27 protein-coding genes and 1 other RNA gene are annotated in these 23,922 nt (G+C 29.2%); 4 read left to right on the top strand and 24 right to left on the bottom strand.

The window, feature by feature from the left end; translation table 11 throughout:
* Positions 1-5 precede the first annotated feature (5 nt).
* The 7 genes from ACTG44_RS05740 to pdxR all read right to left on the bottom strand — a co-directional run bounded on the left by ACTG44_RS05740 (position 6) and on the right by pdxR (position 5,694).
* Positions 6-476: a PTS sugar transporter subunit IIB gene (locus tag ACTG44_RS05740; RefSeq protein ID WP_479919997.1), complete on the bottom strand. Its 471-nt coding sequence runs from the start codon at positions 474-476 to the stop codon at positions 6-8.
* A complete protein-coding gene (locus ACTG44_RS05735) occupies positions 476-1,219 on the bottom strand; it encodes a BtpA/SgcQ family protein (RefSeq protein ID WP_021383907.1) in 744 nt (247 codons plus the stop codon). Before ACTG44_RS05735 ends, ACTG44_RS05740 begins: the two co-directional genes overlap by 1 nt.
* 3 nt (positions 1,220-1,222) lie before the next feature.
* Positions 1,223-1,636, bottom strand: coding sequence for a PTS sugar transporter subunit IIA (locus ACTG44_RS05730; RefSeq protein WP_021383875.1), 414 nt, complete (start codon positions 1,634-1,636; stop codon positions 1,223-1,225).
* Between the two features lie 24 nt (positions 1,637-1,660).
* Positions 1,661-2,413 (bottom strand): GntR family transcriptional regulator, encoded by a 753-nt coding sequence (locus ACTG44_RS05725; RefSeq protein ID WP_021383805.1) that lies wholly within the window; start codon positions 2,411-2,413, stop codon positions 1,661-1,663.
* Positions 2,414-2,597: 184 nt separating this feature from the next.
* On the bottom strand, positions 2,598-3,992 hold the full coding sequence (locus tag ACTG44_RS05720; protein WP_479921450.1) for an aminopeptidase: 1,395 nt from the start codon (positions 3,990-3,992) through the stop codon (positions 2,598-2,600).
* A gap of 19 nt (positions 3,993-4,011) precedes the next feature.
* A complete protein-coding gene (locus tag ACTG44_RS05715; protein WP_021383914.1) occupies positions 4,012-4,221 on the bottom strand; it encodes a DUF896 domain-containing protein in 210 nt (69 codons plus the stop codon).
* Between the two features lie 27 nt (positions 4,222-4,248).
* Entirely contained in the window at positions 4,249-5,694 is a 1,446-nt protein-coding gene (gene pdxR / locus ACTG44_RS05710) for a MocR-like pyridoxine biosynthesis transcription factor PdxR (RefSeq protein ID WP_021383868.1), read from the bottom strand.
* A 109-nt stretch (positions 5,695-5,803) separates the two neighbouring features.
* Here pdxR and ACTG44_RS05705 point away from each other — a divergent pair, with 109 nt between their 5' ends.
* Both ACTG44_RS05705 and ACTG44_RS05700 read left to right on the top strand, forming a co-directional pair.
* Entirely contained in the window at positions 5,804-6,598 is a 795-nt protein-coding gene (locus tag ACTG44_RS05705) for a histidinol-phosphatase HisJ family protein (protein WP_479919996.1), read from the top strand.
* 50 nt (positions 6,599-6,648) lie between these two features.
* Positions 6,649-7,971, top strand: coding sequence for a polysaccharide biosynthesis protein (locus ACTG44_RS05700; RefSeq protein ID WP_021383867.1), 1,323 nt, complete (start codon positions 6,649-6,651; stop codon positions 7,969-7,971).
* A gap of 99 nt (positions 7,972-8,070) precedes the next feature.
* Here the strand turns inward: ACTG44_RS05700 and ACTG44_RS05695 are convergent, their stop codons facing one another.
* The 3 genes from ACTG44_RS05695 to ACTG44_RS05685 form a co-directional block, all read right to left on the bottom strand.
* Complete coding sequence (locus ACTG44_RS05695) at positions 8,071-9,303, bottom strand: exosporium morphogenetic protein CdeC (RefSeq protein ID WP_021383829.1); 1,233 nt, start codon at positions 9,301-9,303, stop codon at positions 8,071-8,073.
* A 182-nt stretch (positions 9,304-9,485) separates the two neighbouring features.
* Positions 9,486-9,666: non-coding RNA, 6S RNA (ssrS, locus tag ACTG44_RS05690), on the bottom strand.
* 115 nt (positions 9,667-9,781) lie between these two features.
* Complete coding sequence (locus ACTG44_RS05685; RefSeq protein ID WP_479921449.1) at positions 9,782-10,654, bottom strand: hypothetical protein; 873 nt, start codon at positions 10,652-10,654, stop codon at positions 9,782-9,784.
* A gap of 211 nt (positions 10,655-10,865) precedes the next feature.
* On the opposite strand from ACTG44_RS05685, the gene ACTG44_RS05680 reads away from it, so the two are divergent.
* On the top strand, positions 10,866-11,264 hold the full coding sequence (locus ACTG44_RS05680) for a hypothetical protein (RefSeq protein WP_479921448.1): 399 nt from the start codon (positions 10,866-10,868) through the stop codon (positions 11,262-11,264).
* Between the two features lie 125 nt (positions 11,265-11,389).
* Here the strand turns inward: ACTG44_RS05680 and ccpA are convergent, their stop codons facing one another.
* From ccpA to ACTG44_RS05655, 5 genes are all read right to left on the bottom strand, one after another.
* The gene (gene ccpA, locus ACTG44_RS05675; RefSeq protein WP_044212986.1) at positions 11,390-12,412 is read right to left on the bottom strand and encodes a LacI family transcriptional regulator CcpA; all 1,023 of its coding nucleotides are present in this window, start codon (positions 12,410-12,412) and stop codon (positions 11,390-11,392) included.
* Positions 12,413-12,657: 245 nt separating this feature from the next.
* Positions 12,658-12,858, bottom strand: coding sequence for a hypothetical protein (locus ACTG44_RS05670; RefSeq protein WP_021383905.1), 201 nt, complete (start codon positions 12,856-12,858; stop codon positions 12,658-12,660).
* A 34-nt stretch (positions 12,859-12,892) separates the two neighbouring features.
* Positions 12,893-13,072, bottom strand: coding sequence for a hypothetical protein (locus ACTG44_RS05665; protein ID WP_021383870.1), 180 nt, complete (start codon positions 13,070-13,072; stop codon positions 12,893-12,895).
* A 280-nt stretch (positions 13,073-13,352) separates the two neighbouring features.
* Entirely contained in the window at positions 13,353-13,559 is a 207-nt protein-coding gene (locus ACTG44_RS05660) for a hypothetical protein (RefSeq protein ID WP_009888870.1), read from the bottom strand.
* A gap of 47 nt (positions 13,560-13,606) precedes the next feature.
* Complete coding sequence (locus ACTG44_RS05655) at positions 13,607-14,032, bottom strand: hypothetical protein (protein WP_021383900.1); 426 nt, start codon at positions 14,030-14,032, stop codon at positions 13,607-13,609.
* A 171-nt stretch (positions 14,033-14,203) separates the two neighbouring features.
* On the opposite strand from ACTG44_RS05655, the gene acpP reads away from it, so the two are divergent.
* Positions 14,204-14,431, top strand: a complete 228-nt coding sequence (acpP, locus tag ACTG44_RS05650) for an acyl carrier protein (protein ID WP_003418905.1) — start codon at positions 14,204-14,206, stop codon at positions 14,429-14,431.
* A gap of 140 nt (positions 14,432-14,571) precedes the next feature.
* On the opposite strand, the gene ACTG44_RS05645 is transcribed toward acpP, so the two are convergent.
* From ACTG44_RS05645 to ACTG44_RS05605, 9 genes are all read right to left on the bottom strand, one after another.
* Positions 14,572-15,576: a nucleoid-associated protein gene (locus ACTG44_RS05645; protein ID WP_021383820.1), complete on the bottom strand. Its 1,005-nt coding sequence runs from the start codon at positions 15,574-15,576 to the stop codon at positions 14,572-14,574.
* Between the two features lie 13 nt (positions 15,577-15,589).
* Positions 15,590-16,492, bottom strand: a complete 903-nt coding sequence (locus tag ACTG44_RS05640) for an RluA family pseudouridine synthase (RefSeq protein WP_479921447.1) — start codon at positions 16,490-16,492, stop codon at positions 15,590-15,592.
* A gap of 177 nt (positions 16,493-16,669) precedes the next feature.
* A complete protein-coding gene (locus tag ACTG44_RS05635) occupies positions 16,670-17,845 on the bottom strand; it encodes an acetyl-CoA C-acetyltransferase (protein ID WP_479919990.1) in 1,176 nt (391 codons plus the stop codon).
* 81 nt (positions 17,846-17,926) lie between these two features.
* A complete protein-coding gene (locus tag ACTG44_RS05630) occupies positions 17,927-18,772 on the bottom strand; it encodes a 3-hydroxybutyryl-CoA dehydrogenase (RefSeq protein ID WP_021383883.1) in 846 nt (281 codons plus the stop codon).
* A 99-nt stretch (positions 18,773-18,871) separates the two neighbouring features.
* Positions 18,872-19,669, bottom strand: a complete 798-nt coding sequence (locus ACTG44_RS05625) for an enoyl-CoA hydratase-related protein (protein ID WP_021383809.1) — start codon at positions 19,667-19,669, stop codon at positions 18,872-18,874.
* Positions 19,670-19,687: 18 nt separating this feature from the next.
* Entirely contained in the window at positions 19,688-20,698 is a 1,011-nt protein-coding gene (locus ACTG44_RS05620; RefSeq protein WP_021383864.1) for an electron transfer flavoprotein subunit alpha/FixB family protein, read from the bottom strand.
* An 18-nt stretch (positions 20,699-20,716) separates the two neighbouring features.
* Positions 20,717-21,499 (bottom strand): electron transfer flavoprotein subunit beta/FixA family protein, encoded by a 783-nt coding sequence (locus ACTG44_RS05615; protein WP_021383832.1) that lies wholly within the window; start codon positions 21,497-21,499, stop codon positions 20,717-20,719.
* Between the two features lie 58 nt (positions 21,500-21,557).
* Positions 21,558-22,694 carry an acyl-CoA dehydrogenase gene (locus ACTG44_RS05610; protein ID WP_021383893.1) on the bottom strand — a complete coding sequence of 379 codons (1,137 nt, stop codon included), beginning with the start codon at positions 22,692-22,694 and terminating at the stop codon, positions 21,558-21,560.
* A gap of 708 nt (positions 22,695-23,402) precedes the next feature.
* Complete coding sequence (locus tag ACTG44_RS05605) at positions 23,403-23,870, bottom strand: YbaK/EbsC family protein (protein ID WP_021383817.1); 468 nt, start codon at positions 23,868-23,870, stop codon at positions 23,403-23,405.
* Positions 23,871-23,922: the final 52 nt, after the last annotated feature.

The raw sequence follows: 23,922 nt of genomic DNA, 5'->3' as shown, positions 1-23,922 counted from the left end.
TAAAATTATATTAATTTCATTACATTTGTAGCATCATCATCAGGAACCAATTGTACAAATACATTTACGCCTTCTGAATCTAATTCTTTAATCATATTTATGTCATCTTTTGATACATGTACTGCTTTAGATATATTTTCACGATTATCAGCTGATTTTGTTCCACCAAGGTTTATAGATTTAATAGATTTTACTTCTTTAGCTAGTCTATAAACATCTTCTACAGATTCACAAAGTATCAATAAATTATACTTATCAGTAACTCCTGAATTAAGTGCTTTTACAGAATCTTCTATACTTTTCATTACAAGTTTAACATTAGATGGTTTAGCCATTCTAAGTCCTGCCATTCTTAATTCATCCTTTAATAATTCGTCACTTGCTATCAATATACAATCTGTACTTAGAAATTTTGTCCATGTAAATGCTACTTGTCCATGTATAAGTCTGTGGTCTACTCTTACTAATTTAATCATTATAATTCCTCCCTAATTTTTTTTATTTCATCCATGAATGTTTTCACGTGTTCTACACTAACATCCCCAAAATCTTTATAATTATCTTTAAAGTAACTTCCTATTATTGCCATATCTCCTAATTCAAGCTGTTCTTTTGCATTTTCCAAAGTAACTCCAGCAGCTATAACTAATGGGAAATCCCCTAAGTTTTTACGGAATAACTCTATCTTTTCCATTGATGTTTCTTGTCCTGTAGCATTCTCTGTAACTGCTATGGCATCACATCTTGTCATACCTATTTTTAAATCTTCTTCAACTGTCTTTTCTGATAATACTGGTTGGTATTTAAATCTCACTCCTCCAATTAAATAAGCTGGGCACTTTGAGCGTTGTAATTTAAAAAATTCTTCTAATGTTGCCTCGTCTCTAGGTTTAACATGACCTACTACAGAATCAACTTGTATATAACTTGCCTTATATTTTGTTGCCAGTTCAAATCCCATAGTATCAACATTTAAGCAGTTTACTCCATATGGTATTGACAAATTAGCGTTTGATACATACTCAAGTATTCTTTCTAAATCATAGTAATTGCCATAGTAGTTTTCTAACATTATTCCATCTACACCATTTTCCTCCAAGATTGCGATTTCTTTTTTAGCTCTTTCAAAGATATCTTCTGGAGTATCTCCTTTTAAATGTATCATTGCTATAATTGGCTTCTTATTTTTAAATACTGATAATATTCCCTTTTTTTTCATAAACTAAAATACCTCTTCTTCTTCTTTAATTTGTAATGTCACACTTTGTATTCCCATTCTAGATTCTTTCACTAATTCTTCTACATCTTCAGCTGTCAATTTATCAGAAAATCTTGTAAGAAGTTCTAATACCAGATTCAAGTTCATTCCAGAGAATAAATTAACATTATGTAAGTTAGTTAATCTCAACATTGCAGTGCATACACTTGCACCATATAAATCAGATAAAATTATGTATTCACATTCTTTATCTTCTACTATTATTTTTTCTAATTCTAAAGCAAAGTCTGAAGCACTTTGTCCAGGATACAAACTATATGAACTAACACAATTTGCTAAATCTCCTACTATCATTTTTACTGAATCTAAAAGACCTTTTGAAAATTCTCCATGAGATGCTAATATTATTTTTCTCATATCTGTCCTCCTACTAAATATAGATTATATTTCTGCTGATACTGCATATTTATACTTATCACTTCTTATAAATTGTTCATTGTAATATAAAACATCATTATTCTCTGTATATACTGATTGTCTTACTTTCAATAATGGCATATTGCTTGCACATTTAAGATGGTCAGAATATTCTTTGTTTGAATGTTTTACTTCAAATATATTTTCTACACGCTTAGGTAATGTACTTATATTATTAGATATAACTTCCATTAAAGATTTATCTTCTAATTCTTCTTTTAATAAAAACATATAATCTATCCTAAAATAATCAACTTCAAAGATAACAGGTACTTCATCTATTAATCGAAGTCTTTTAATACAGATTACCTTCTCTTCTAACTCAATACTTAAAGCTTCAGCTACCTGCTTATCAGCTTTTTTTATTAAAACAGAGATTATTTTGGTGCTTGGTTTTGCATTAATACGATGACAAGAATTAGTAAAACTATTTCCCGCACATGTTGCTTCTATTCTCTCTGGTATTGTTACATAAGTTCCTTTACCACGTTTTTTACACAGTATATCTTCTTTTACAAGTTCATTAAGTGCATTTCTCACAGTTATACGACTTATATTAAATTCTTTACATAAATCACCTTCGGATGGAAGTTTATCTCCCGGCTTATATATACCAGATGCTATTTGTTTTTTAATGTTGTCATATAGTTGTTGATATAAAGGAACAAATGAATTTACTTCTAAATCCATCTCTTTTTTTTGTTTCTTTTCATCCATTTTGTTCACCTCCCTATGTAACTTTTTTATAACATTATATAACAAGTTCTTTATTACATATTATAACAAGATAAAACTGTTGTCAATTTTTTTTGCTATTTTACAAAAAAATAAGACTATTGTATAACAATTTAAAATTGTTTATACAATAGCCTTTATTCACTTATTACTCTTATATTTTAATTTATAAGTTGATATTAAAAAATGCCTTATATCCCTTGTACATCTCATATATATCTACCTTAGAGACAATCTCATGTGGTGCATGCATATTTAGAACTCCAACACCACAGTCTATAACCTCTGCACCTTGATTTGCTAATATATACGCTATAGTTCCGCCTCCTCCTTGGTCAACTTTTCCAAGTTCAGCAGTTTGCCATACTACATTTCCTTCATTAAAAATTCTTCTTACTTCTGACATAAATTCTGCATTTGCATCATTACATCCGCCCTTACCTCTCGAGCCAGTATACTTATTTAAAACTACTCCATTTCCCATATATGCGGAATTTCTCTTTTCATATGCTTCTCTAAAATTTGGGTCATATCCAGCAGAAACATCAGCTGATAAAACCTTACTATTTGCTAGGGCTCTTCTTACCTTAATATCACAGTAATCACCCTCCAAAGCAATTAATTCAGCTACAGTATTTTCAAAAAACTTTGAGTGCATACCTGTATTTCCTTGAGAACCAACTTCTTCTTTGTCTACACATAATGTAACTGAAGTGAATTCTGGTTGTTCAGTTTCTAATATGGCTTTCACAGCAGCATATGAGCATACCCTATCATCATGCCCATATCCCAATACCATTGACCTATCAAAACCTAAATCTCTAGCTTTTCCAGCTGGAACTACTTCAATTTCAGCACTTAATAAGTCTTCTTCAACTATACTATACTTCTCACTTAAAATCTTTAATATATTTGCTGTTATAGGTTCTTTTTCCTCATCGTTTAAAGGCATATTACCAATTAATATATTTAAAGCTTCACCACTAATTCCTTCAGATAGTTTCTTTTGCATTTGGTCTCCAGCTAAATGAACTAATAAATCCGTTACACAAAATACTGGGTCACTTTCTTCTTCTCCAATGGATATATCAACTTTTGTTCCATCATTTAATATAACTACACCATGTAAAGCAAGAGGGATAGCTGTCCACTGATATTTTTTTATTCCTCCATAATAATGAGTTTTAAAAAAACCTAAGTTTCCTTCTTGATATAGTGGATTTGGTTTTAAATCCAATCTTGGTGCATCTATATGACTTCCTATAATTTTCATACCTTTTTCTATATAATTTTTACCTATTACAAAAAGTGCTACTGCCTTTTCTTTATTTATAACATAAATTTTGTCACCACTACCTATACTTCCTTTTTCCATAGCTTCATCTATTGAAATATAATTATTTTCTTTAGCTAATTTTATAATTTCTTTTACTGAAATTCTTTCAGTTTTTGATTTACTTAAAAAATCCATATAATTGCGAGAATATTGCATAACTTGTTCAATAGCATTTTCTTTTCTTTCAACATCCCATGCATTCTTAAATTCATGCTTTAAGTTCATGTTTTCCTCCTATTAAGTTTTAATTTTTATTGTTTTTCATATACTGTTCATATTCCTCTGGTGAAACTACTTTAACACTGTCAAGTCTTGATTTAAAGTGTGCCCTAAAATTTTCTAAGTATTCTTTTCTTAAAATTTCTCTTTCTTTGATTTCATCATCAGAAAGAACTCCCTCTTTATTTTTCTTTGCCAATTCATTAATCCTATCTAACTTCTTTTTGTCAAACATGTTTTCCTCCTAAAGACTTCTATTTATTTAATAAAATAATTTATTGCTTTTTATATCTAACTTGTTTTTATATTCACAAAAAAACTCATCTATATTATCACTGATTATGGTTATTCCTTTTTCTAATTCTTCCATGCTTGGACGAGCTATGTTTATCCTAAAAAATCTATCATCCACTAAATTGTCAAAAAAATAAGTTCCTGGAAGCATAGATACCCCTTTGTTCAGCATAAAACTTGTAAATCCTTGGGATGTATATCCTCTTGGTAATTCTAAAAAAAAGTTTATTCCTCCACAAGATTTTCTAACTTTTAATTTACCACTCAATTTATTATTAATCAAGCTTTTTGCCAATTTGTACTTATCAGTATATATCTTCTCTATATGATTCAGATAATTTTTCCAATCAAAATTCTCCATATAGTAATACATTGATTTTTGAATAAGACCTGGTGTTGATATATCTGAAGAGTATTTAGCCCATAAAACCTTCTTTAGCAGTTCATTTGGCATTTCTACAATTCCTATCCTAAGACCTGGCATAAGTATTTTTGAAAAACTCTTTATATATACCACTCTATTTTTATCATCATAACTTCTAACTGTCCTATTGTCTTTTGATTCAAATATAAAATCACTTATAAAATCATCTTCAATTATATAAAAATCATGTTCTTCTGCTAATTCTATTAACTTCTTTTTTTTATATGTTGAATAAGATATTCCTGTTGGATTTTGAAAGTTAGGCATAATATATATAAGTCTTGGTTTTATTTTTTCCAATTTTAATTTTAAAATACCTATATCAATTCCATCATCTAACATAGGTATAGATATTATTTTTGCACCTCTACTTTTAAATACTTCAATCGCTCCATTATAAGAAGGCTCTTCCATAAAGACAACATCTGAATAACTTATAAGCCCTTTACAAACTATATCTATACCTTGTTGAGCACCAGATATGATTTGAATATTTTCTTTAGTAGTTTTTATATTTCCGTCACTTAGATACTCTACCATCTTTTCTCTTAATTCTTCAGAACCAAGACCTTCATCGTAATCAAATATCGAACTGCCATCTTTAGATAATGCCATATTTACAGCATTTTTAAAGGAATCAATAGGAAACATATCATTAGATGGATTTCCATTATCAAAATGAATTAAATCTTCTCTTTGCACAGTATTCTTGTTTTTTCTGTTGTCTATACCACTTTTATAAGAATTTGAACTTGATACAAAAGTTCCACTACCTACAATCTTATATACATATCCTTCATTCTCTAAGAGTTCATATACTTTAACTATGGTAGTATTATTTACTTGTAAGAAATCTGATAGTTTTCTTATTGGTGGTAGTTTCTCATGTTCCACTAACTCTTTATTTATTATCAATTCTTTTATATGATTAAATATCTGTATATATTTAGTTAACTTTTTTTCACTTAAATCTATTCTGTATTTTTCCACCTTTATCACCGCTCATTGTATTTATATTTTATTGATGCTTTCACATATATTTGATATTATTTAGTATGTATATATAATACCAAAATTTTTATAAAAAGGGGAAATATTTATGTTTTACGACTATCACATGCACTCAAGTTTCTCTACTGATGGAAAATCTACAATGGAAGAAATGATAAAAAAATCTATTGAACTTGGTTTAAATGAAATTTGTTTCACAGACCATGTTGATTATGATGTCTATGCCGATGATTCTTTTTCGATTGTATATGAAGACTATTTTAAGAGTCTAGAAACTCTTCAAAATAAATATAAGGATAAAATCTCAATAAAAAAAGGAATTGAATTTGGAGTTCAGACTCAATTAATGGATACCTATAGAAAAGAAGCTCATCAATATCCATTGGACTTTATAATATGTTCTATTCATGCTATAGATACAATGGATTTATACCTTGGTAGTTATTTTAAAGATAAAACTCAACATGAAGTTTATGAAAATTACTACCTTTACTTATATAATATTGTTAAGAATTATAAGGATTACTCTATTTTAGGTCACTTAGATTTAATTAAAAGATATGCACCTTATGATACTATTTTAGATGATAGACTATTTTCAGATATAATTGAAGAAACTCTTAAACAAGCTATTTATGATGGTAAAGGTATTGAGATAAATACATCTTGCTACAGATATAACCTTCCAGATTTAACTCCGTCTAGATATATCCTTCAGATGTATAAAGACTTGGGAGGAGAAATTATAACTACAGGTTCAGATTCACATCATGTAAGTCAAATTGCCTGTGAATTTGATTACATATATGCATTACTAAAAAACATGGGCTTTAAATATGTATCTAAATTTAATAAATTGAAACCAGAATTTATAAAATTATAAATTTTTACACCTCCTTGTGAATATATTTAAAAGATAAGGAGGTGATTTTTTTGAAAGTACCTTATTTAGTACTATCAACAGTTATTCTATTTATATCTAATTTTATTGTAAGGATATTTGGGTTTTTGTATAAAATATTCTTATCAAGGGCTTTGGGTGAAACGGGTCTAGGTATTTACCATATGATTTTTAACTTTTTAATGATTTGTTTAGCTGTTACAACAACAGGTATACCTACTGCACTTAGTTGTTTAGTCGCAAAGAGAAAAGCTTTAAATGATAGACACAATACTAATGCTTTATTTATATCAACTTTATATATATCATTTTTCGTAGCACTTGCTATATCTATAGTTGCATCCTTCAATAGCTCTTTTTTATCACTTAAGTTTTTAAAAGACGCTAAATTAAACCTATTTATACTAGCAGTTTGCCCTGCTATAGTTATAATAACTCTTTCAAATGTACTAAGAGGATATTATTATGGTATAAAGAATGTAAAAATCCCTGCTATTGGACAAATTATTGAACAGATTGGTAAAATTTTATTTGTTTTTTTACTTGTTATGTACATAAATAATAAATCTATGAATTGTTATATTGCCCTATTAGGTATATCGATTGGTGAATTGAGTAATATTGTATTCATGCTTATTTGCTTATGGAGAGATTCATCGTTTGACAATAGGTATATTATAAGTATAAAAGATTTTTATAATTCTTCAATGGAAACATTAAAAATGTCCATTCCAATAACTTGTAACAGAATGTCAAATATACTTTTGCAGTCTATTAGTTCTATGATGATACCATCGAGATTAGCATTATCAGGAATGACTTATCAGCAATCGCTAAGCATGTATGGTGTTGTCAGTGGAATGGTAATGCCATTTATATTTTTACCTTTTACTGTTGGTTCAGCACTTATTGTAAACTTGATACCTACTATATCACAAGAAATAGCTCTAAGAAAACGTAAGAGTGTCTTAAAAAAAATAAAATACTCTGTACTTCTAACTTTATTTGTAGGCATACTATCATCAATATTTTTTTATTTCTTTGGAAAAGATTTATGTGTGTTAGTATTTAAAAATAAACTTGCTGGAGAATATTTAAAAGCCATGTTTTTAGTTCCATTATTTATGTCATTAAATCAAACTCTATCTGGCATTTTACATTCAATAAGAAAAGAGTTAGCCTCAAGCATAAATACTATAATTGGTATGTTAATTCAACTAGTGGCTCTATACGTATTCCTACCTATTCCAGGGCTTAATATTTATGCATACATATACACAATGACAATCGTATCAATATTTACTTGTCTATTACATACTATAGTACTTTTTAAATCACTAAAATCTATACACTAGTTATAAAAACGTGAAGGCTACCAAAGTAAATAATTTACATTGGTAGCCTTCCTTAGATGATTTTTATTTATAATTTAAACTGTCTATATATCTACCTATCTATCTGTGGCAACTAGGCTTACCACTTCCGTGATTAGGTCCACATTGCGAAAAATCACATACTTTAGAGAAAGTATCAACAAGTCTTGGTTCGATTGGATTTGGTGATGCTAAAACTACTATTTGTTCACTTATTAATGTGCTAACTGTTTCTTGTAAGCAAAGTACTAAATCTATATCATTTGGTATTATTAATTCATAGAAAGGTTCACAACATTCGTTACATTCTAATTTTAATATAGATTTTCCTATACAATCTACAGTTAAGTTAGTTTGATATTCTTGTCTTAAAGTAACAGCTCTTCCGTCAGCTGGTAAGCATATTGGTGCTGAAAGTGTGTTAAAAGTAAATTCTACATAATCAACTCTTCTCTTACATCCACCTCCTGCTCTGACTGCTGGGAAAGCTAATGCAACGAATTCTGTACATCCACATCTACCTCTTAGCTCTAATACTAAATTACGAACTGCTACAGTTAATCCTCTTTGTTTATAAGCTACTGATTTGCCTTTTCCTTGTCTACAACATTCAGCGTTTCTTTCTCCACATACTGCAAATTCAAAAGTTGTTTCACAATTTCTTCCTACTATATCTCCTAATGGATCTAAATCGAAATCTTCTAAAGTTGTCATTCCTGTGTCTATAACTATTCCATCATTACTTAAGCATATTTTTTCTATAGTTACACTTGCTTGACCTGCACTTGGAACTGAACCAAATACTTCTACTACTTCTGTTTCAAAAGTTAATGGTTCTCCATTTGGTCCAGTTGCATCTGTAAATGTTTGGAATTGCATAGTATCAAATATTCTATTAGCCTCTATTGCAAATGGCACTGCATTTGATACAGAGAAGTTTCTTGGTGATATAGGATTGCAGCAATTTGGTCCACATTTGTTTTCAAAACATTCATCTGAATCCATTTGACATGGTTCACAATCACATTTACAATTGTCATGGCATCCACAATTGTCATCACATGGATTAGGTTTACATGGATCACATGGATTAGGTTTGCATGGGTTAGGTTTGCATGGATTGCATGGATTAGGTTTGCAATCATCATGACATTCACACTTATTATCATTATTACATCCATTATTATGATGATGTGATTTTTTAAATCCTCTCATATCTTCTGAATTCATTTCCTCTGTATACACTTCTTCTTCACTAATTGTAGGCATTGGCTGATTTATCATTCTTCTTTTATTTTTTTTATAATCTTGCATTTTTCATTGCCCTCCCTGTAAGCTATTCTAATTAAGTCTCGGCTTTTTGAAGCCTAATTAATACTATGCTCTTATAAACTTAATTGTTACTTCGCTTTTTAAATTTATCAATAATTAGATATATTTAGTAGAAAAATGCATTTTAATAAAAAAAGTACTACTATTTGAAATAGTAGCACTTTTTTTGTCCCGAAACACCGGTGGCTAAGTAAATTCACACCCTAGGCACTCCCAGGTGGGTGACTTGCCAGTAACCTTTAACGTCCAAACTAAACAGGCATGTTATAATTTACTAGACACGGTCTCCCGTATTTCATTTGTAGGTTGAATTTAAAAAAGCCTTATCGTATGTTTCAGGATTTCATACTATTATTATATAATAAATTTCGAATTTTTTAAAGTGGTTTTATATAGTAATTAAGATAAACTTATTCTAGTATTACTTTTTCTTCCTTTTCTCTTTATGTAGTTAGTTAAATTATCTCTTTCTCTTAGTTCTATTTTTAGTATTTTTTTCATTATAATTATGTTCAGATTTTTGCTCATTTACATTGTATAATTCTTCATCATAAACTATATCTTCATCGTTTTCGACATTTTCATAGTATATTTCCTCTTCTTCCATTGATTCTTCTTCACCATTATATATTTCATTCTCATCTGTTAGCTCTTCTTCATAATCTAATTCTTCATTATTATCTTCATCATCATCATCATTATTACTATCATCACCTCTTAAAAGACTTCCCAATAATTTAAGATTATTCATGCTACCAAGATTATTTATATTTGCCAAAGAACTTAGACTGAATCCACCTTCTCCAAAGTCATCTGGCAAAAACAATTCTGCAAATAAATCTATTTTCTTTTTCATTCCTATAGCTTTCTCAACCGAATTTTTTCTTTTTTCTGGGAATACATCTATAATTTCTTTTATCATCATATTCTTTTTATCGTCACTATCCATTTTTCTGAAAAAGTCTGTTTCATCTTCCGAATCTACTACATCTATATTATTTAATTTTTTTATACCTCTAACCAAGTCTAAAACACTCTCTATTTTTATTAGTATTTTCCTTTCATCTCTTGACATGTATTTTTTAGTTCTTGTTATTATTTCCATTCCCATTTCTAAATCTTCTTCACTTAAATCCATAAGCCTTAAGCCTCTTTTTATATCATTTGCATCAAACCTCAAATTTCCATGTGTAGACTGTGAAAGTTTATCATTTGCATTTTTTTTGTTTTTTCTAACTCTATTATTTCCTTTTGATTTATTTTTATCATCAAATATAGAGATATTACCATTACTCAATGCAATCACTCCAATCAAAAATAGTAAATTATTCAAGACAATTCCCCCTTATATTATATAATTGCCCTATATTAAAGTATGTTTTTCATATTTTAATGTTCCATTTTTAAAGCTCAGTGCATATATATTATCTATAAGAATTTTTATTTATATTATATATCACTCACAATTCACCACTTCAATATTATTTCTATATATAAATAGTATGAATATAATTCAATATATATTTATAGAAAGGGGTTTTTTTATGAAAAAATTAGATACAGAGTCATTAGAAAAAATGGCTAAACAAAAAAATATTGATAAGGATAAGATAGAAAAGATTGCTGATAATTACAAAGGAAAATCAGAAAATGAACTTATGGAGGAACTTATAAAAATAGGTAAAAACTTGGATGGAAGAGATGAAGTAGTATCAAAATTCAAAGCATTTTTAGATGAAAATCAACGCAAAAAATTAGATAATATAATGGAAAAAATCTCAGATGCAGAAACTCAAAGAGATACTAAAACAGTTAAAAGTAAGAAAACTAAACCTACTAAAGGTAAACCAAGTTCCCCTGCACCAAAAAATACACCAAATGGTCAACAAAAAAAATCTAAAGGTTTATTTAAAAAAACTAAGAAGTCCAATCCTCATGAATAAATAAAAATAAATTATTTAGATATTCATGACAATTATTTTTTCAACTGAACTATTCTTAAATTTGATATTATTGACATAAAAAATCAGGTAGTGCTTAAGGCACTACCTGATTGATTTTAATGGTTTTATTTTTTTCTTTCTATAACACTTTCTCTATCAACAATTCTGTAAGGTAATTCTATTTTCTTATTTTCAATTATTTCTTTGTTTATTAATTTTATAACCATTCTTATTGCTACTGCTCCCATATCATATAAAGGTTGATATACTGTAGTAAGTTTAGGTCTATACATTTTAGCTATCTTAACATCATTAAATCCTGCAACTGATATATCTTCTGGAACCTTATATCCAGCATCACAGATGGCGTTTATAGCACCTATAGCGGCCTCATCACCTGTTACAAAAGCTGCATGAGGTATTATTCCATCATCTAATAATTCTTTCATACTATTGTATCCACTTTCATAATCAGTTCCACCATATTTAATTAAACTCTGGTTTAATTCTATGTTGTTATTTGAAAGTGCTTTCTCATAACCTGAAAGTCTCTCCATCTCTAAAACAGTATCATCTTTACTTGTCATTATAAAAGCTATCTTTTCATGACCTTTCTTTATAAGATGTTCTGTCATATCAAAAGTAGCCTCTTTATTACTAGTACTTACTGTATATATATCATAATTTCTAGCAGTTTTACTTATATATGTTGCTGGTATACCACAATTTTGTATATAGTTGATGTGTTCTTGTTCAACTACCCATGAAATCATAACTATACCTTCCACTTGTTTTGCTCTCAATAGATTTATACTCTTAAGTTCTTGTTCTTTATCAGAGTATGTATTAGCTAAAAGAATATCATAGTCATACATTTTAGCAACTTCCTCTATCCCATTTAATATCTCATTAACAAAAGAATCTGAAACTTCTGGAACTATTACCCCTATTAATTGACTCTTCTTAGTTACTAAACTTCTTGCAAGCGGATTTGGTATATATCCTGTTTCTTTTATAACTTCTAAAACTTTTTGTTTGACTTCATCAGTCACAGGTTTTGAATCATTTATAACTCTAGATACTGTAGATATTGACACGCCTGCTTGTTTAGCAACATCTTTTATCGTTATATTACCTTTCATCTTCATCCTCCTTATTTTACTAAATTTATCTAAAACTGAACCCAATTTGTGAAGGTCCCTATTTTAACTATATTTATATAAGTTTTTATTTTACCATAAAAGCAAGTACATTTAAATACATTATATTTTATATTATACCCTATATTCAACAAATTTAATAATATTCATTATTAATTTAAATCATATTAAAAAACAAAATAAAAAAATGCTGGTATAAAATACCAGCATTTTTACATTGCAACGGTTTAATCCTAGCAACCGCAGCCTCCATCACCTTCAAAGAATCCACCACATGAACAAGTTATTAATAATAGTATTAAGAATGGTATCCATGACATTATGTCTATATCTCTCCAACAATCTTCAAAAGCTAAGAATAGGAAGAATAGTACTATTATCCACCATCCTCCTCCACCAAAACATCCTTCTTCTCCAAAAAATCTATCTAACATAACAAAGCCCTCCTTTTTTTAGTAACTACTATCTTTACTCTAAGCATCCACCACAGCAGCAAAGTATTAATAAAACTATTAGGAATGGTATCCATGACATTATGTCAAATTCTGCCCAGCTATCTCCAAAAGCTAAAAATAGGAAGAATAGTACTATTATCCACCATCCTCCTCCACCAAAACATCCTTCTTCTCCAAAGAATCTATCTAACATTCCACGTTACCTCCTGTTGATATTTTGTTGAGCTTTTCGCTCCTAACATATACTATGCATTTGGTTTCCATTTTGCTAATGTATTTTTATTATTTTTTAATTTTTTCTTATCCTAAAAAAGTAAAGTTTGTACATTCATACAGACTATAAGTATGGTAAACAAGCACTTTACAGAGTATTTTATTTATAATGAAGTATTAAATTTGTAATCTAAACTAAAAAAGGCAAAACCATAACTTGTATAAGTTACTGGCTTTGCCTATTTAATAATCAATATTTTTTAGCAACAACAACCATCATCGAAGTTAAATAACAACAATACTATTAGTATAACCCATATCCATATATTGTCATCGCATAATAAGTCTTCTAAAATGTCTGTACATAATAATAAGAATACTATAACTATTATTATCAACATTTTATTACCAAAAAATCCTTCGCATCCTCCAAAGAAACGTTCCATATTGTCTTCTAATTTTGTCATAACTAATCCTCCTTGAATCATTAAGAGACTAAGTTCTGTCTCTTTAATTAAATATATGTAGTAATAGACAGATAAGTTACTTCTAAAAAATTTTTATTGATTAGTTTATTTATTTCTTTTTCACCAAGTTTATTGTATCTATCAACTTCATCTAGATAATCTTTTTTCTCTTCTGATATAGTATAAATTAAACTCTCTATTGATTTTACTTTGTATTCTTTATATCTTTCTATCAAGAATGATGTTTTTGAGTTTTCTATCCCTTTCTTTACATGCATTAATCTTGATATGTAATCTTCTTTTTCATTAGATACATAACTATCTTTTTCAGCCACATCTTCAAGTATTAAATTTGTCTCCATTACATAATCCTCTATACGTTGCATATCTAAAGTTATTGAATTATAATAAAAATTTACTGCTACAAGTAAAAACATTCCTACTGATGCTAGTAATAGTCCTACATATTTCATAGCATTTCCTCCTAAGTTATATTTGTTATCAATAAAGTTTATTCACCAAATAAGACTTTATTACTACCTTTATAAAATTTTATTATTTTTTATGGATTCCGTATTGAAAAATTCTCGATATTATATTAAACTAACATTAAAATTAATTAAAACTGCTTTAGGAGGCTTAAAATGTTTGAAAAAATAAAAGAAATAATAGCAGAACAATTAGGGGTAGACAATTTAGATGAGATAACTATGGAAGCATCTTTAATGGATGACTTAGAAGCTGATTCACTAGATGCTGTTGAAATTATAATGGCCCTTGAAGACGAATTTGGAATAGAAATACCAGACGAAGAAGCTGAGAATTTTAAATGTATTGGTGATATATGTAAATATATCGAAGAAAACAAATAGTATTGTTTTGTCTACAAATATAAATAGTCTGTGTAAACTTCTATATAATAATTTATATCGAAGTTTACACAGACTATATTACGTTTATTTACAATTATAGAAAATATTCAATTTTCATATATAAATTACTCAAATTAAAGTTACTTTTCTTCATAAAATGTTACATTCTTTATTACTATATCTATGGTTCCATCTTGATTTTGTTTTACAGTATATTTCATTGGGTCTTCAAAATCAGTTAAGTTTCCTTTTATATCAAATCCATTATCTGTTTTTATACTTCTTTTTTTAAGCTTTTTCTCAACCCATTTTTTATCTATACTAAAACCTTCATCAAGACCTTTTTCCTCCATATGTTCTTTGAAACTATCCTTTAACTCATCATCCTTAATTGAATTATCAACAAAGTCATTTATATCAACCTCATGTTTTTCCTTTAATGTATAATTTAATATACTTCTTACATCTTCTGCCTGTTTTATATCATTACTAAGAGCATTTGTTATCCAATTTTCAGCTGTGTTTTTAAATACTTTTGTCTTATACTTATCATCATCGATTTTTTTAGCATTTAAAAATTCTGTCACAAATTTTGATTCTGAACCTTCTTTTTCTGCATCTTTATCTAAAAGTCTTAGATGAAACTCATCATTTATTCCACTTAGACTAATCAACGCTCCTTGCTTTTGTCTTAGAGTCTCTGGAATACCAATTTCATTTGAAACCATTTGAATATTAAATTTATCATCTACAAATTCAATTGAATGAGTATATAACTTTTTATAGTCTAATTTTAATATAGCTACACTCTTTTCATCCTTAATAGTATATAAACAGATTGCTAAATCACAAGATTCTAGTGCAGCATTAATTTTCATAACATCAAACAAGTAAGATGCAATCTCTTTAGAGTTTTTTAAAAAAGAACTTTCATCATATATTATTTGTTCACAACAGTTCTTAATTAGATTATCATTATAATCTTTAAAAATACCTTTTCTTAAATCCTCATCCTTTGCAATTCTTTTTATAGATTTTTGAAAAAAGCCATCCACTTCTTGGTTAACTTTACCTTCAAAGTCATTTAATATTGGAACATCACTATTTTTGTCCAAAACGTGTATTATAAATTTATGTATTATCATATATATCACCCCATTATCTTAATTTCGATATTAACTCTTTCATATCCTTTGGTATATCTGCTTTAAATTTCAATTTTTCTTTTGTCCTTGGTTGCTCAAACTCCAACTCATAAGCATGAAGTGCTTGCCTATCTATAAGTTTTTCATCTACACAACCATATAACTCATCACCTATTATTCCATGCCCTATATGAGCCATGTGCACCCTTATTTGATGTGTTCTGCCAGTCTCTAAACTTACTTCTAGTACAGTTGCATTTTTTAATCTTTCTATCACTTTATAATGAGTAACAGATGCCTGTCCTCTTTCATCTATTACTCTCTTTATTGAATCCTCTGTCTGTCTATAGATTGGCTCATTTATAGTTCCCTCATCTTCTTCTATAATTCCATCAACTACTGTTATATACGTTTTTTTAACTTTATTTTCACTCATTGCTATAGACAAAGTATGATGTGCATAAGCATTTTTCGCTACTATAACGAGTCCTGAGGTATTCATATCCAACCTGTTTACAAATCGTATTTTTACATTTTCTTTCTTACTATCTATATAGTAACTAATACCATTTGCTATTGTTTTATCATAGTGACTTTTGGTTGGATGAACTACCATAAATGGAGGTTTATTTACCATGATTATATCAAAATCATCATATATTATTTGTAAATTTAAATCTTGAGGTTCAAATCTAGCTTTTTCTTCTTCTATTTTTACCTCTATTAAATCACCACAATATACTTTTATACTTGGCTTTTTATATACCCCATTTACTAAAACACTCTTTTCTCTCTTCATTTTTGATAATGACCTAACCGAAAAATTTAGTTTGTCCAATAAAACTTCTTTTAAAGTCATTTCTTCCTCATTTGTATATGATATTATATTATATCTTTGATTTTCTTTTTTAAACAAGCCTTTACCTACTTTCTTTTATATCTTCAAAATCATGATATTATATATTTTACACTATTTTTGTTTAATAGATAATAATTATTTTTAACTATAAAAACCTGTAAGAATAACAAATAGTTACTCTTACAGGTTACATTCATAGTTGAATATTTAATTTTTTTAAATTATAATCTAGAACTATCTTTTAACTATTAGAGTAGTTCCCATTCCACCACCTATACAAAGTGTAGCTAAACCAGTTTTAGCATCTCTTCTCTTCATTTCATATAGAAGTGTAGTAAGTATTCTTGCTCCTGAACAACCTATTGGATGCCCTATAGCTATTGCTCCACCATTAACATTAACTTTAGCCATATCTATATTTAAATCTTTTACTACAGCTATAGATTGAGCAGCAAATGCCTCATTAGCTTCAACTAAATCTATGTCTTCTATAGTCATATTAGCAGCTTCTAAAGCTTTTTTAGTTGCTGGAACTGGTCCATATCCCATTATCTTAGGGTCAACACCAGCTGTTCCATAAGAAACTATAGTAGCAAGAGGCTCTATTCCTAATTCTTCAGCTTTTTCCTTAGCCATTACTACTAACATAGCAGCACCATCATTGATTCCTGATGCGTTACCAGCAGTAACTGTTCCATCTTTCTTAAATGCTGGTCTTAATTTAGCAAGTTTTTCTATTGTAGTACCAGCTTTTATATATTCATCTTTATCTACTATAGTGTCACCTTTTCTACCTTTTATAACAACTGGAACTATTTCTTCGTCAAATTTTCCTTCAACTTGAGCTTTTTCAGCTTTATTTTGGCTTGCAAGAGCTAGTTCATCTTGCTCTTCTCTAGTGATATTCCATTGCTCTGCTATATTTTCAGCAGTAATACCCATGTGGTAGTTATTGAATATGTCTGATAATCCATCTTTTATCATTGAATCAACAAAAGCAGCATCACCCATTCTTGCACCGTATCTAGCACTTGGTACTAAATAAGGAGACATACTCATGTTTTCAGCTCCACCAACTAGCATTATATCAGCATCACCTAATGCTATAAGTTGAGATGCCATTGAAACAGATCTTAATCCAGAACCACAAACTATATTTATAGTCATAGCTGGTTTTTCTACTGGTATTCCTGCACCTAATGCTATTTGTCTTGCTACATTTTGTCCAAGACCTGCTGTAAGTACTCCTCCTAAAAGTGATTCATCTATCATATCTGGAGTTATATTAGCTCTTTTTATAGCTTCTTTAGCCGCTGTTATTCCTAAATCTACTGCTGAAACTGATTTAAATGCTCCTCCGAAACTTCCTACTGCTGTTCTAGCTGCACTGGCAATTACTACTTCTCTCATATTCATTACCCCCGTAAAATTAGATTTTTATCAGATTATCGAAATTGTTTTTTAAACAATACTATTTAAATTTCTAAATTTTTATTTATTGTAATCATAGAATCCTATCTTAGTTTTTCTTCCTAATTGATTAGCTCTAACCATTTTAGCTAAAAGTGGATGAGGTCTATATTTAGTATCTCCAAATTCAGTATATAGAACGTTCATTATAGCTAAAACAACGTCTAATCCTATTAAATCACCTAATGCTAATGGTCCCATTGGATGGTTTGCTCCTAATTTCATAGCTTCATCTATTTCTTCTTTACTTGCAACGCCATCTGCATATATACCAACAGCTTCATTTATCATAGGTATAAGTATTCTGTTTACTACAAATCCAGGAGATTCAGATACATCTACTGGTACTTTATTGATACTCTTAGATAATTCAAATACTGTATCAAAAGTAACTTTTGATGTTAACTGTCCGCTTATAACCTCAACTAATTTCATCATAGGAACTGGATTGAAGAAATGCATTCCTATAACTTTATCTGGTCTAGTAGTAGAAGAAGCTATTTCTGTTATAGATAATGATGAAGTATTTGTTGCTAAAATAGTGTCTTCTTTACATAATTCATCTAATAATTTGAAAACATCTTTCTTTATGTTCATATCTTCTACAGATGCTTCTATTATTAAATCCATATCTTTTAAGTCTTCATAGTTAGTAGTTGAACTAACATGACTTAATATCTCTGCTTTTGTAGCTTCATCCATTTTTCCTTTAGTAACTAACTTAGTTAAATTTTTATCTAATAAACCTAAACATTTATCTATAGCACCTTGAGTTCTACTCTTTAAACATACATCATGACCACAACTTGCAAAAGTTTGTACAATACCACTTCCCATAGTTCCACTACCTATTACAGCTAATTTCATAGTTATAACCTCCTGTTATTTTAGTATTTATATTCTGCTAACTAGATTAAAATATTGATTCAATCTAGTTAACAGCAAATATATTTTTAATTAGATTTTTTACCCTTTTATAAAGTTAGCTTCTCTTTTTTCAACAAAAGCTGACATTCCTTCTTTTTGGTCTTTAGTTGAAAAACAAAGACCAAATAAATTAGATTCTATATCTATTCCAGTATTTATATCAGTTTGAGCACCAAGTTGTATTGCTTCTTTAGAGTATCTAACTGCAAGCTGAGCATTTTTAGCTATTATCTTAGCTAATTTCTCAACCTCTTCCATTAAAACTTCTGGCTCAACAACTCTATTTACTAGCCCTATTTTTTCAGCTTCATCAGCTTTTATAACTTGACCTGTAAAGATTAATTCTTTTGCTTTTGCCATTCCAACCAGTCTTGTAAGTCTTTGAGTTCCACCATATCCTGGAGTTATTCCAAGAGTTACCTCTGGTTGCCCAAATTTAGCTTTAGCAGATGCAATTCTTATATCACATGACATTGCAAGCTCGCATCCTCCACCTAAAGCAAATCCATTTACAGCAGCTATTACTACTTTTTTACTATTTTCTATTTCTCCAAAAGCTTTGGCTCCTAAGCTACTAAAATCTTTAGCAGCTACAGCATCTAAATCTTTCATATATGCAATATCTGCTCCAGCTACAAATGCTTTTCCTTCCCCTGTCAATATTACAACATCAATAGTTTCATCATTATTAATATCTACAAATACTTCATAAAGTTCTTCTAAAGTTTTTGAATTTATTGCATTAAGGGCTTTAGGTCTATTCATTTTCACTGTACATATATTTCCATCTACTTCAACAGCTACATTCTCATAAACTTTAACATCACTTGTACTCATAATACCCTCCCCAAGAAATTAGTTAGCTAAAACTTCACCTTTTTCTTTTGCAACACTTAACTGACTGATAAGTTCTGGAAGTACTTTATGAACGTCTCCAACTATACCAACATCAGCATACTTAAATATTGGGGCTTCTGGATTTTTATTTATAGCAACTATAAACTCAGCATCTTCCATACCAGCTATATGCTGTATTGCTCCAGATATACCACAAGCTATATAAAGGTCTGGTCTTACAGTTTTACCAGTTTGACCAACTTGTCTTGCTTTGTCTAACCATCCTGCATCTATAGTGGCACGAGAACCAGAAACTTCTCCACCTATGATTTCAGCTAATTCATAAAGTATATCTAAGTTTTCTTTTCCACCCATTCCACGTCCAGCAGAAACTAATATCTTAGCATCTTCTATTTTAACTTGTTTTTTAGCTTCTTTGATTACTTCTACAACTTGAACTAATTTGTCAGCTTCAGTAAATTCTACTTTAAAACGATTAATTACAGCCTCTTTAGTTTCATCAATTTCATTTTTCTTCATAACACCTGGTCTAACTGTAGACATTTGAGGTCTAAAGTCTTTACAAACTATTGTTGCCATTATATTTCCACCAAAAGCAGGTCTTGTCATTAATAATAATTTTGTATCCTCAGCTACTGCAAGTCCTGTACAGTCAGCAGTAAGTCCTGTATGTATTCTAGCAGATACTCTAGGAGCTAAATCTCTACCTATTGAAGTTGCTCCAAATAATACAACTATTGGGTCAGCTGCTTTTATTGCTTCATAAGCTGCCTTTGTATATGGTTCAGTTGTATACAATGCTAAAGCTTCATCATCAACTACAATTACTTCATCTGCTCCATAATGTGCTAATGTATCTATTAAACCTTCTACTTTACTTCCTAAAAGTAATGCAGAAACTTTTGTATCATAATCTTTTGCTATTTCTGTAGCCTTTCCTAGCAATTCTAAAGAAACGGTTTGAATTACATTTTCTCTTTGTTCTATTACTACTAAAACGTTACCCATTCTTTATCCCCCCTTAAATTATATGATAAACTTCTCTTTTAATTTATCTATTACAATTCCAGCTGATGTTTTTGCATCTTCATTGTATATTGTACCAGCTGGTTTAACTGATTTTGTAAATGATTTAAATACACTAGTTGGAGAACCTTTAAGACCTAAATTAGTAGGGTCAACTTCTATATCTTTTACAGTCCAAGTTTCTACTACATCATTTTCAAATGCATCGTATATTCTTCCAACCTTCATGTATCTTGGTGTGTTCATATCTTTAAGAGTTGTTATAAGGCATGGCATTTTAACTTTTAAGTCATGACAACAATCTTCAAATTGTCTTTTTACTAATACATATTCACCTTCAGTTTTTATTTCTTCAGCATATGTTATTGATGGAAGTTTTAAATGTTCAGCTATTTGAGGACCAACTTGTGCAGTATCTCCATCTATAGCCTGTCTTCCAGCTATTATAATATCAAAATCTATATTTTTTAATGCTCCTGCTAATGCTGATGAAGTCGCCCAAGTATCAGCACCTGCAAATGCTCTATCTGTTAATAATATTCCTCTATCTGCACCCATTGCTAAAGCTTCTTTTAAAGCCATATCTGCTTGAGGAGGTCCCATTGTTATAACAGTTACATTAGCACCCATTTCTTCTTTTAATTTTATAGCTTCCTCTAGACCTGCTTTATCATCAGGGTTTATTATACTTGGTACTCCATCTCTAATTAAAGTACCTGTATTAGGATCTAGTTTAACTTCTGTTGTATCTGGAACTTGTTTTATACAAACGACTATATTCATAAATCCTTCCTCCATATCTATTTTAATATCGACCTATTGTGTATATTTTAATATTTATCTATTTTAATAATTTTCCTGAAATAACCATTCTTTGAACTTCACTAGTTCCTTCATATATTTCAGTTATCTTAGCATCTCTCATCATTCTTTCTACTGGATAGTCACGAGTGTATCCATATCCACCATGAAGTTGTACAGCTTTTGTAGTAACTTCCATAGCTGTTTCAGCTGCAAATAGTTTTGCCATTGCTGCTTCTACTCCATAAGGTTTTCCTTCATCTTTGTTTATAGCTGCTTGATATACAAGATGTCTAGCCGCTTGTATTTTAACTTCCATATCAGCTAATTGGAATTGTGTATTTTGGAATTTTGATAGTGGTCTACCAAATTGTACTCTTTCTTTTACATATTTAACTGTTTCATCAAGAGCTCCTTGTGCTAAACCTAAAGCTTGTGCTGCTATACCAATTCTACCACCATCAAGAGTAGACATTGCTATTTTAAATCCTTGTCCTTCTTTTCCAAGTAAATTTTCTTTAGGTATTCTACAATCTTCAAATATTAATTCACTAGTAGCTGAACCTCTTATACCCATTTTCTTTTCTTTAACCCCAAAGCTAAATCCAGGAGTTCCTTTTTCAACTATAAATGCTGATATTCCTCTATTACCTTTAGATTTATCAGTCATTGCCATTACTACATATATGTCACCAGCTATTGCATTTGTTATAAATATTTTTGAGCCATTAAGTATGTATTCATCTCCATCTAAAACAGCAGTTGTTTGTTGTCCAGATGCATCTGTACCAGCATTAGGTTCAGTAAGACCAAAAGCTCCTAATTTTTCTCCACTTGCTAATGGCTTTAAGAATTTTTGTTTTTGTTCTTCGTTTCCATATTGATATATAGGCCAAGAACCAAGAGATGTATGAGCTGATAAGATAACTCCTGTAGTACCACAAACTCTAGACAATTCTTCAACTGCCATTATATATCCTACAGTGTCTCCACCTTCTCCACCATACTCTTTTGGATATGGTATACCTAACATTCCTGCTTTTGCCATTTTTTCCACTGTTTCATAAGGAAATCTTTCTTCTTCATCAAGTTCTGTTGCTAAAGGTTTAACTTCATTTTCAGCGAAGCTTACATATAGCTCTTTAAGCATCTGATATTTTTTAGAATTTAAATCCATAATAGCCTCCTCAGTATTTTATAAATATTTTATTTTCATTTATTAATTAAAATCTCGGCAGCATCTATAATAAAGTATTTGAATATACGTCGAGAAATTTATAACCGTAATTAAAGTCCGCCCTATATTTATATGTAATTATGCTAACCAATTATGACATTAATTTAATTATAAATTGTTAATTTAAAATCAACTACACTTAAAAAAAATCTCGCTTTTTGGAATTTTGTGAAATTTCAAGCTAAAATAAGATTTCTTTCACAATGGTTATAGACAAAATAATTTGTTTACGATTTTTATCTTAGGGTATATTAGTTAGTAAACATTGTGTATATATCTACTTCTTAGCAGTATACAAAAAAAATTTTATCGTATCAAAATTATTTTAATAGAGCTAAATAATCATATTTTTCTGTGATTATTTTTTGTTTTTAAATATCTTACATCTATAATACTATCACTCAGAGGATAATTTTTCAATAATTTCTAATTATTTTTTTAACAATATTTACTACATTTTTTCTATTTTTTTGTCATTTTTTTTTAATTTTGAAGAAAAATCAGAATTTTTTAACTTTATTTTGGATTATTAGTTTAAATTAGATTTTCCTCCTAGATTTATAAATATTTCATCAAAAAAACTACCCCTGTATAAATTGTATACAGAGATAGTTTTTTACTAATTTCTACTATAGTTTACTATATTTTTTACCAATTCTTACAAACGTCTACCCATTTTTCACAATTAGAAAATTTATCCATTTCCTCACATGTAAGCTCTATTGCTGAATTACTACTTCCACATGCAGGGAATACTGTATCAAATCTTTTCATTGAATCGTCTAAGTACACTTTTAGAGAATTTTTTAATCCAAATGGACAAACACCACCAATAGCATGTCCAGTAAACTCTAAAACTTCTTCTGGTGTTAACATTTTTGCCTTACAGTTAAATTCAGCCTTATATTTTTTATTATCAATCTTAGCATCACCAGCTGTTACAATCAAAATTGCATCATCACCTATCTTAAATGAAAGTGTCTTAGCTATTCTTGCTGGAATAACTCCTGCTGCTTCAGCTGCAAGTTCTACAGTAGCACTAGATTGTTCAAACTCCAATATACTATCTTCTCTTCCAAAACCTTTAAAATACTCCCTTACATTACTTATTGACATCAAATACCCCTCCTACTCTGAATGTTTATAGATTTTTTATTATTCTTAATTA

The organism is Clostridioides sp. LIBA-2809 (assembly GCF_056688965.1).
This window is presented reverse-complemented; position numbering and strand designations above follow the sequence as displayed.

Coding starts and splice junctions, on each gene's coding strand:
- ACTG44_RS05740 (WP_479919997.1), bottom strand. CDS start 476: ATGATTAAATTAGTAAGAGTAGACCACAGACTTATACATGGACAAGTA.
- ACTG44_RS05735 (WP_021383907.1), bottom strand. CDS start 1,219: ATGAAAAAAAAGGGAATATTATCAGTATTTAAAAATAAGAAGCCAATT.
- ACTG44_RS05730 (WP_021383875.1), bottom strand. CDS start 1,636: ATGAGAAAAATAATATTAGCATCTCATGGAGAATTTTCAAAAGGTCTT.
- ACTG44_RS05725 (WP_021383805.1), bottom strand. CDS start 2,413: ATGGATGAAAAGAAACAAAAAAAAGAGATGGATTTAGAAGTAAATTCA.
- ACTG44_RS05720 (WP_479921450.1), bottom strand. CDS start 3,992: ATGAACTTAAAGCATGAATTTAAGAATGCATGGGATGTTGAAAGAAAA.
- ACTG44_RS05715 (WP_021383914.1), bottom strand. CDS start 4,221: ATGTTTGACAAAAAGAAGTTAGATAGGATTAATGAATTGGCAAAGAAA.
- ACTG44_RS05705 (WP_479919996.1), top strand. CDS start 5,804: ATGTTTTACGACTATCACATGCACTCAAGTTTCTCTACTGATGGAAAA.
- ACTG44_RS05695 (WP_021383829.1), bottom strand. CDS start 9,303: ATGCAAGATTATAAAAAAAATAAAAGAAGAATGATAAATCAGCCAATG.
- ACTG44_RS05680 (WP_479921448.1), top strand. CDS start 10,866: ATGAAAAAATTAGATACAGAGTCATTAGAAAAAATGGCTAAACAAAAA.
- ccpA (WP_044212986.1), bottom strand. CDS start 12,412: ATGAAGATGAAAGGTAATATAACGATAAAAGATGTTGCTAAACAAGCA.
- ACTG44_RS05670 (WP_021383905.1), bottom strand. CDS start 12,858: ATGTTAGATAGATTTTTTGGAGAAGAAGGATGTTTTGGTGGAGGAGGA.
- ACTG44_RS05665 (WP_021383870.1), bottom strand. CDS start 13,072: ATGTTAGATAGATTCTTTGGAGAAGAAGGATGTTTTGGTGGAGGAGGA.
- ACTG44_RS05660 (WP_009888870.1), bottom strand. CDS start 13,559: ATGACAAAATTAGAAGACAATATGGAACGTTTCTTTGGAGGATGCGAA.
- ACTG44_RS05655 (WP_021383900.1), bottom strand. CDS start 14,032: ATGAAATATGTAGGACTATTACTAGCATCAGTAGGAATGTTTTTACTT.
- acpP (WP_003418905.1), top strand. CDS start 14,204: ATGTTTGAAAAAATAAAAGAAATAATAGCAGAACAATTAGGGGTAGAC.
- ACTG44_RS05645 (WP_021383820.1), bottom strand. CDS start 15,576: ATGATAATACATAAATTTATAATACACGTTTTGGACAAAAATAGTGAT.
- ACTG44_RS05635 (WP_479919990.1), bottom strand. CDS start 17,845: ATGAGAGAAGTAGTAATTGCCAGTGCAGCTAGAACAGCAGTAGGAAGT.
- ACTG44_RS05630 (WP_021383883.1), bottom strand. CDS start 18,772: ATGAAATTAGCTGTAATAGGTAGTGGAACTATGGGAAGTGGTATTGTA.
- ACTG44_RS05625 (WP_021383809.1), bottom strand. CDS start 19,669: ATGAGTACAAGTGATGTTAAAGTTTATGAGAATGTAGCTGTTGAAGTA.
- ACTG44_RS05620 (WP_021383864.1), bottom strand. CDS start 20,698: ATGGGTAACGTTTTAGTAGTAATAGAACAAAGAGAAAATGTAATTCAA.
- ACTG44_RS05615 (WP_021383832.1), bottom strand. CDS start 21,499: ATGAATATAGTCGTTTGTATAAAACAAGTTCCAGATACAACAGAAGTT.
- ACTG44_RS05610 (WP_021383893.1), bottom strand. CDS start 22,694: ATGGATTTAAATTCTAAAAAATATCAGATGCTTAAAGAGCTATATGTA.
- ACTG44_RS05605 (WP_021383817.1), bottom strand. CDS start 23,870: ATGTCAATAAGTAATGTAAGGGAGTATTTTAAAGGTTTTGGAAGAGAA.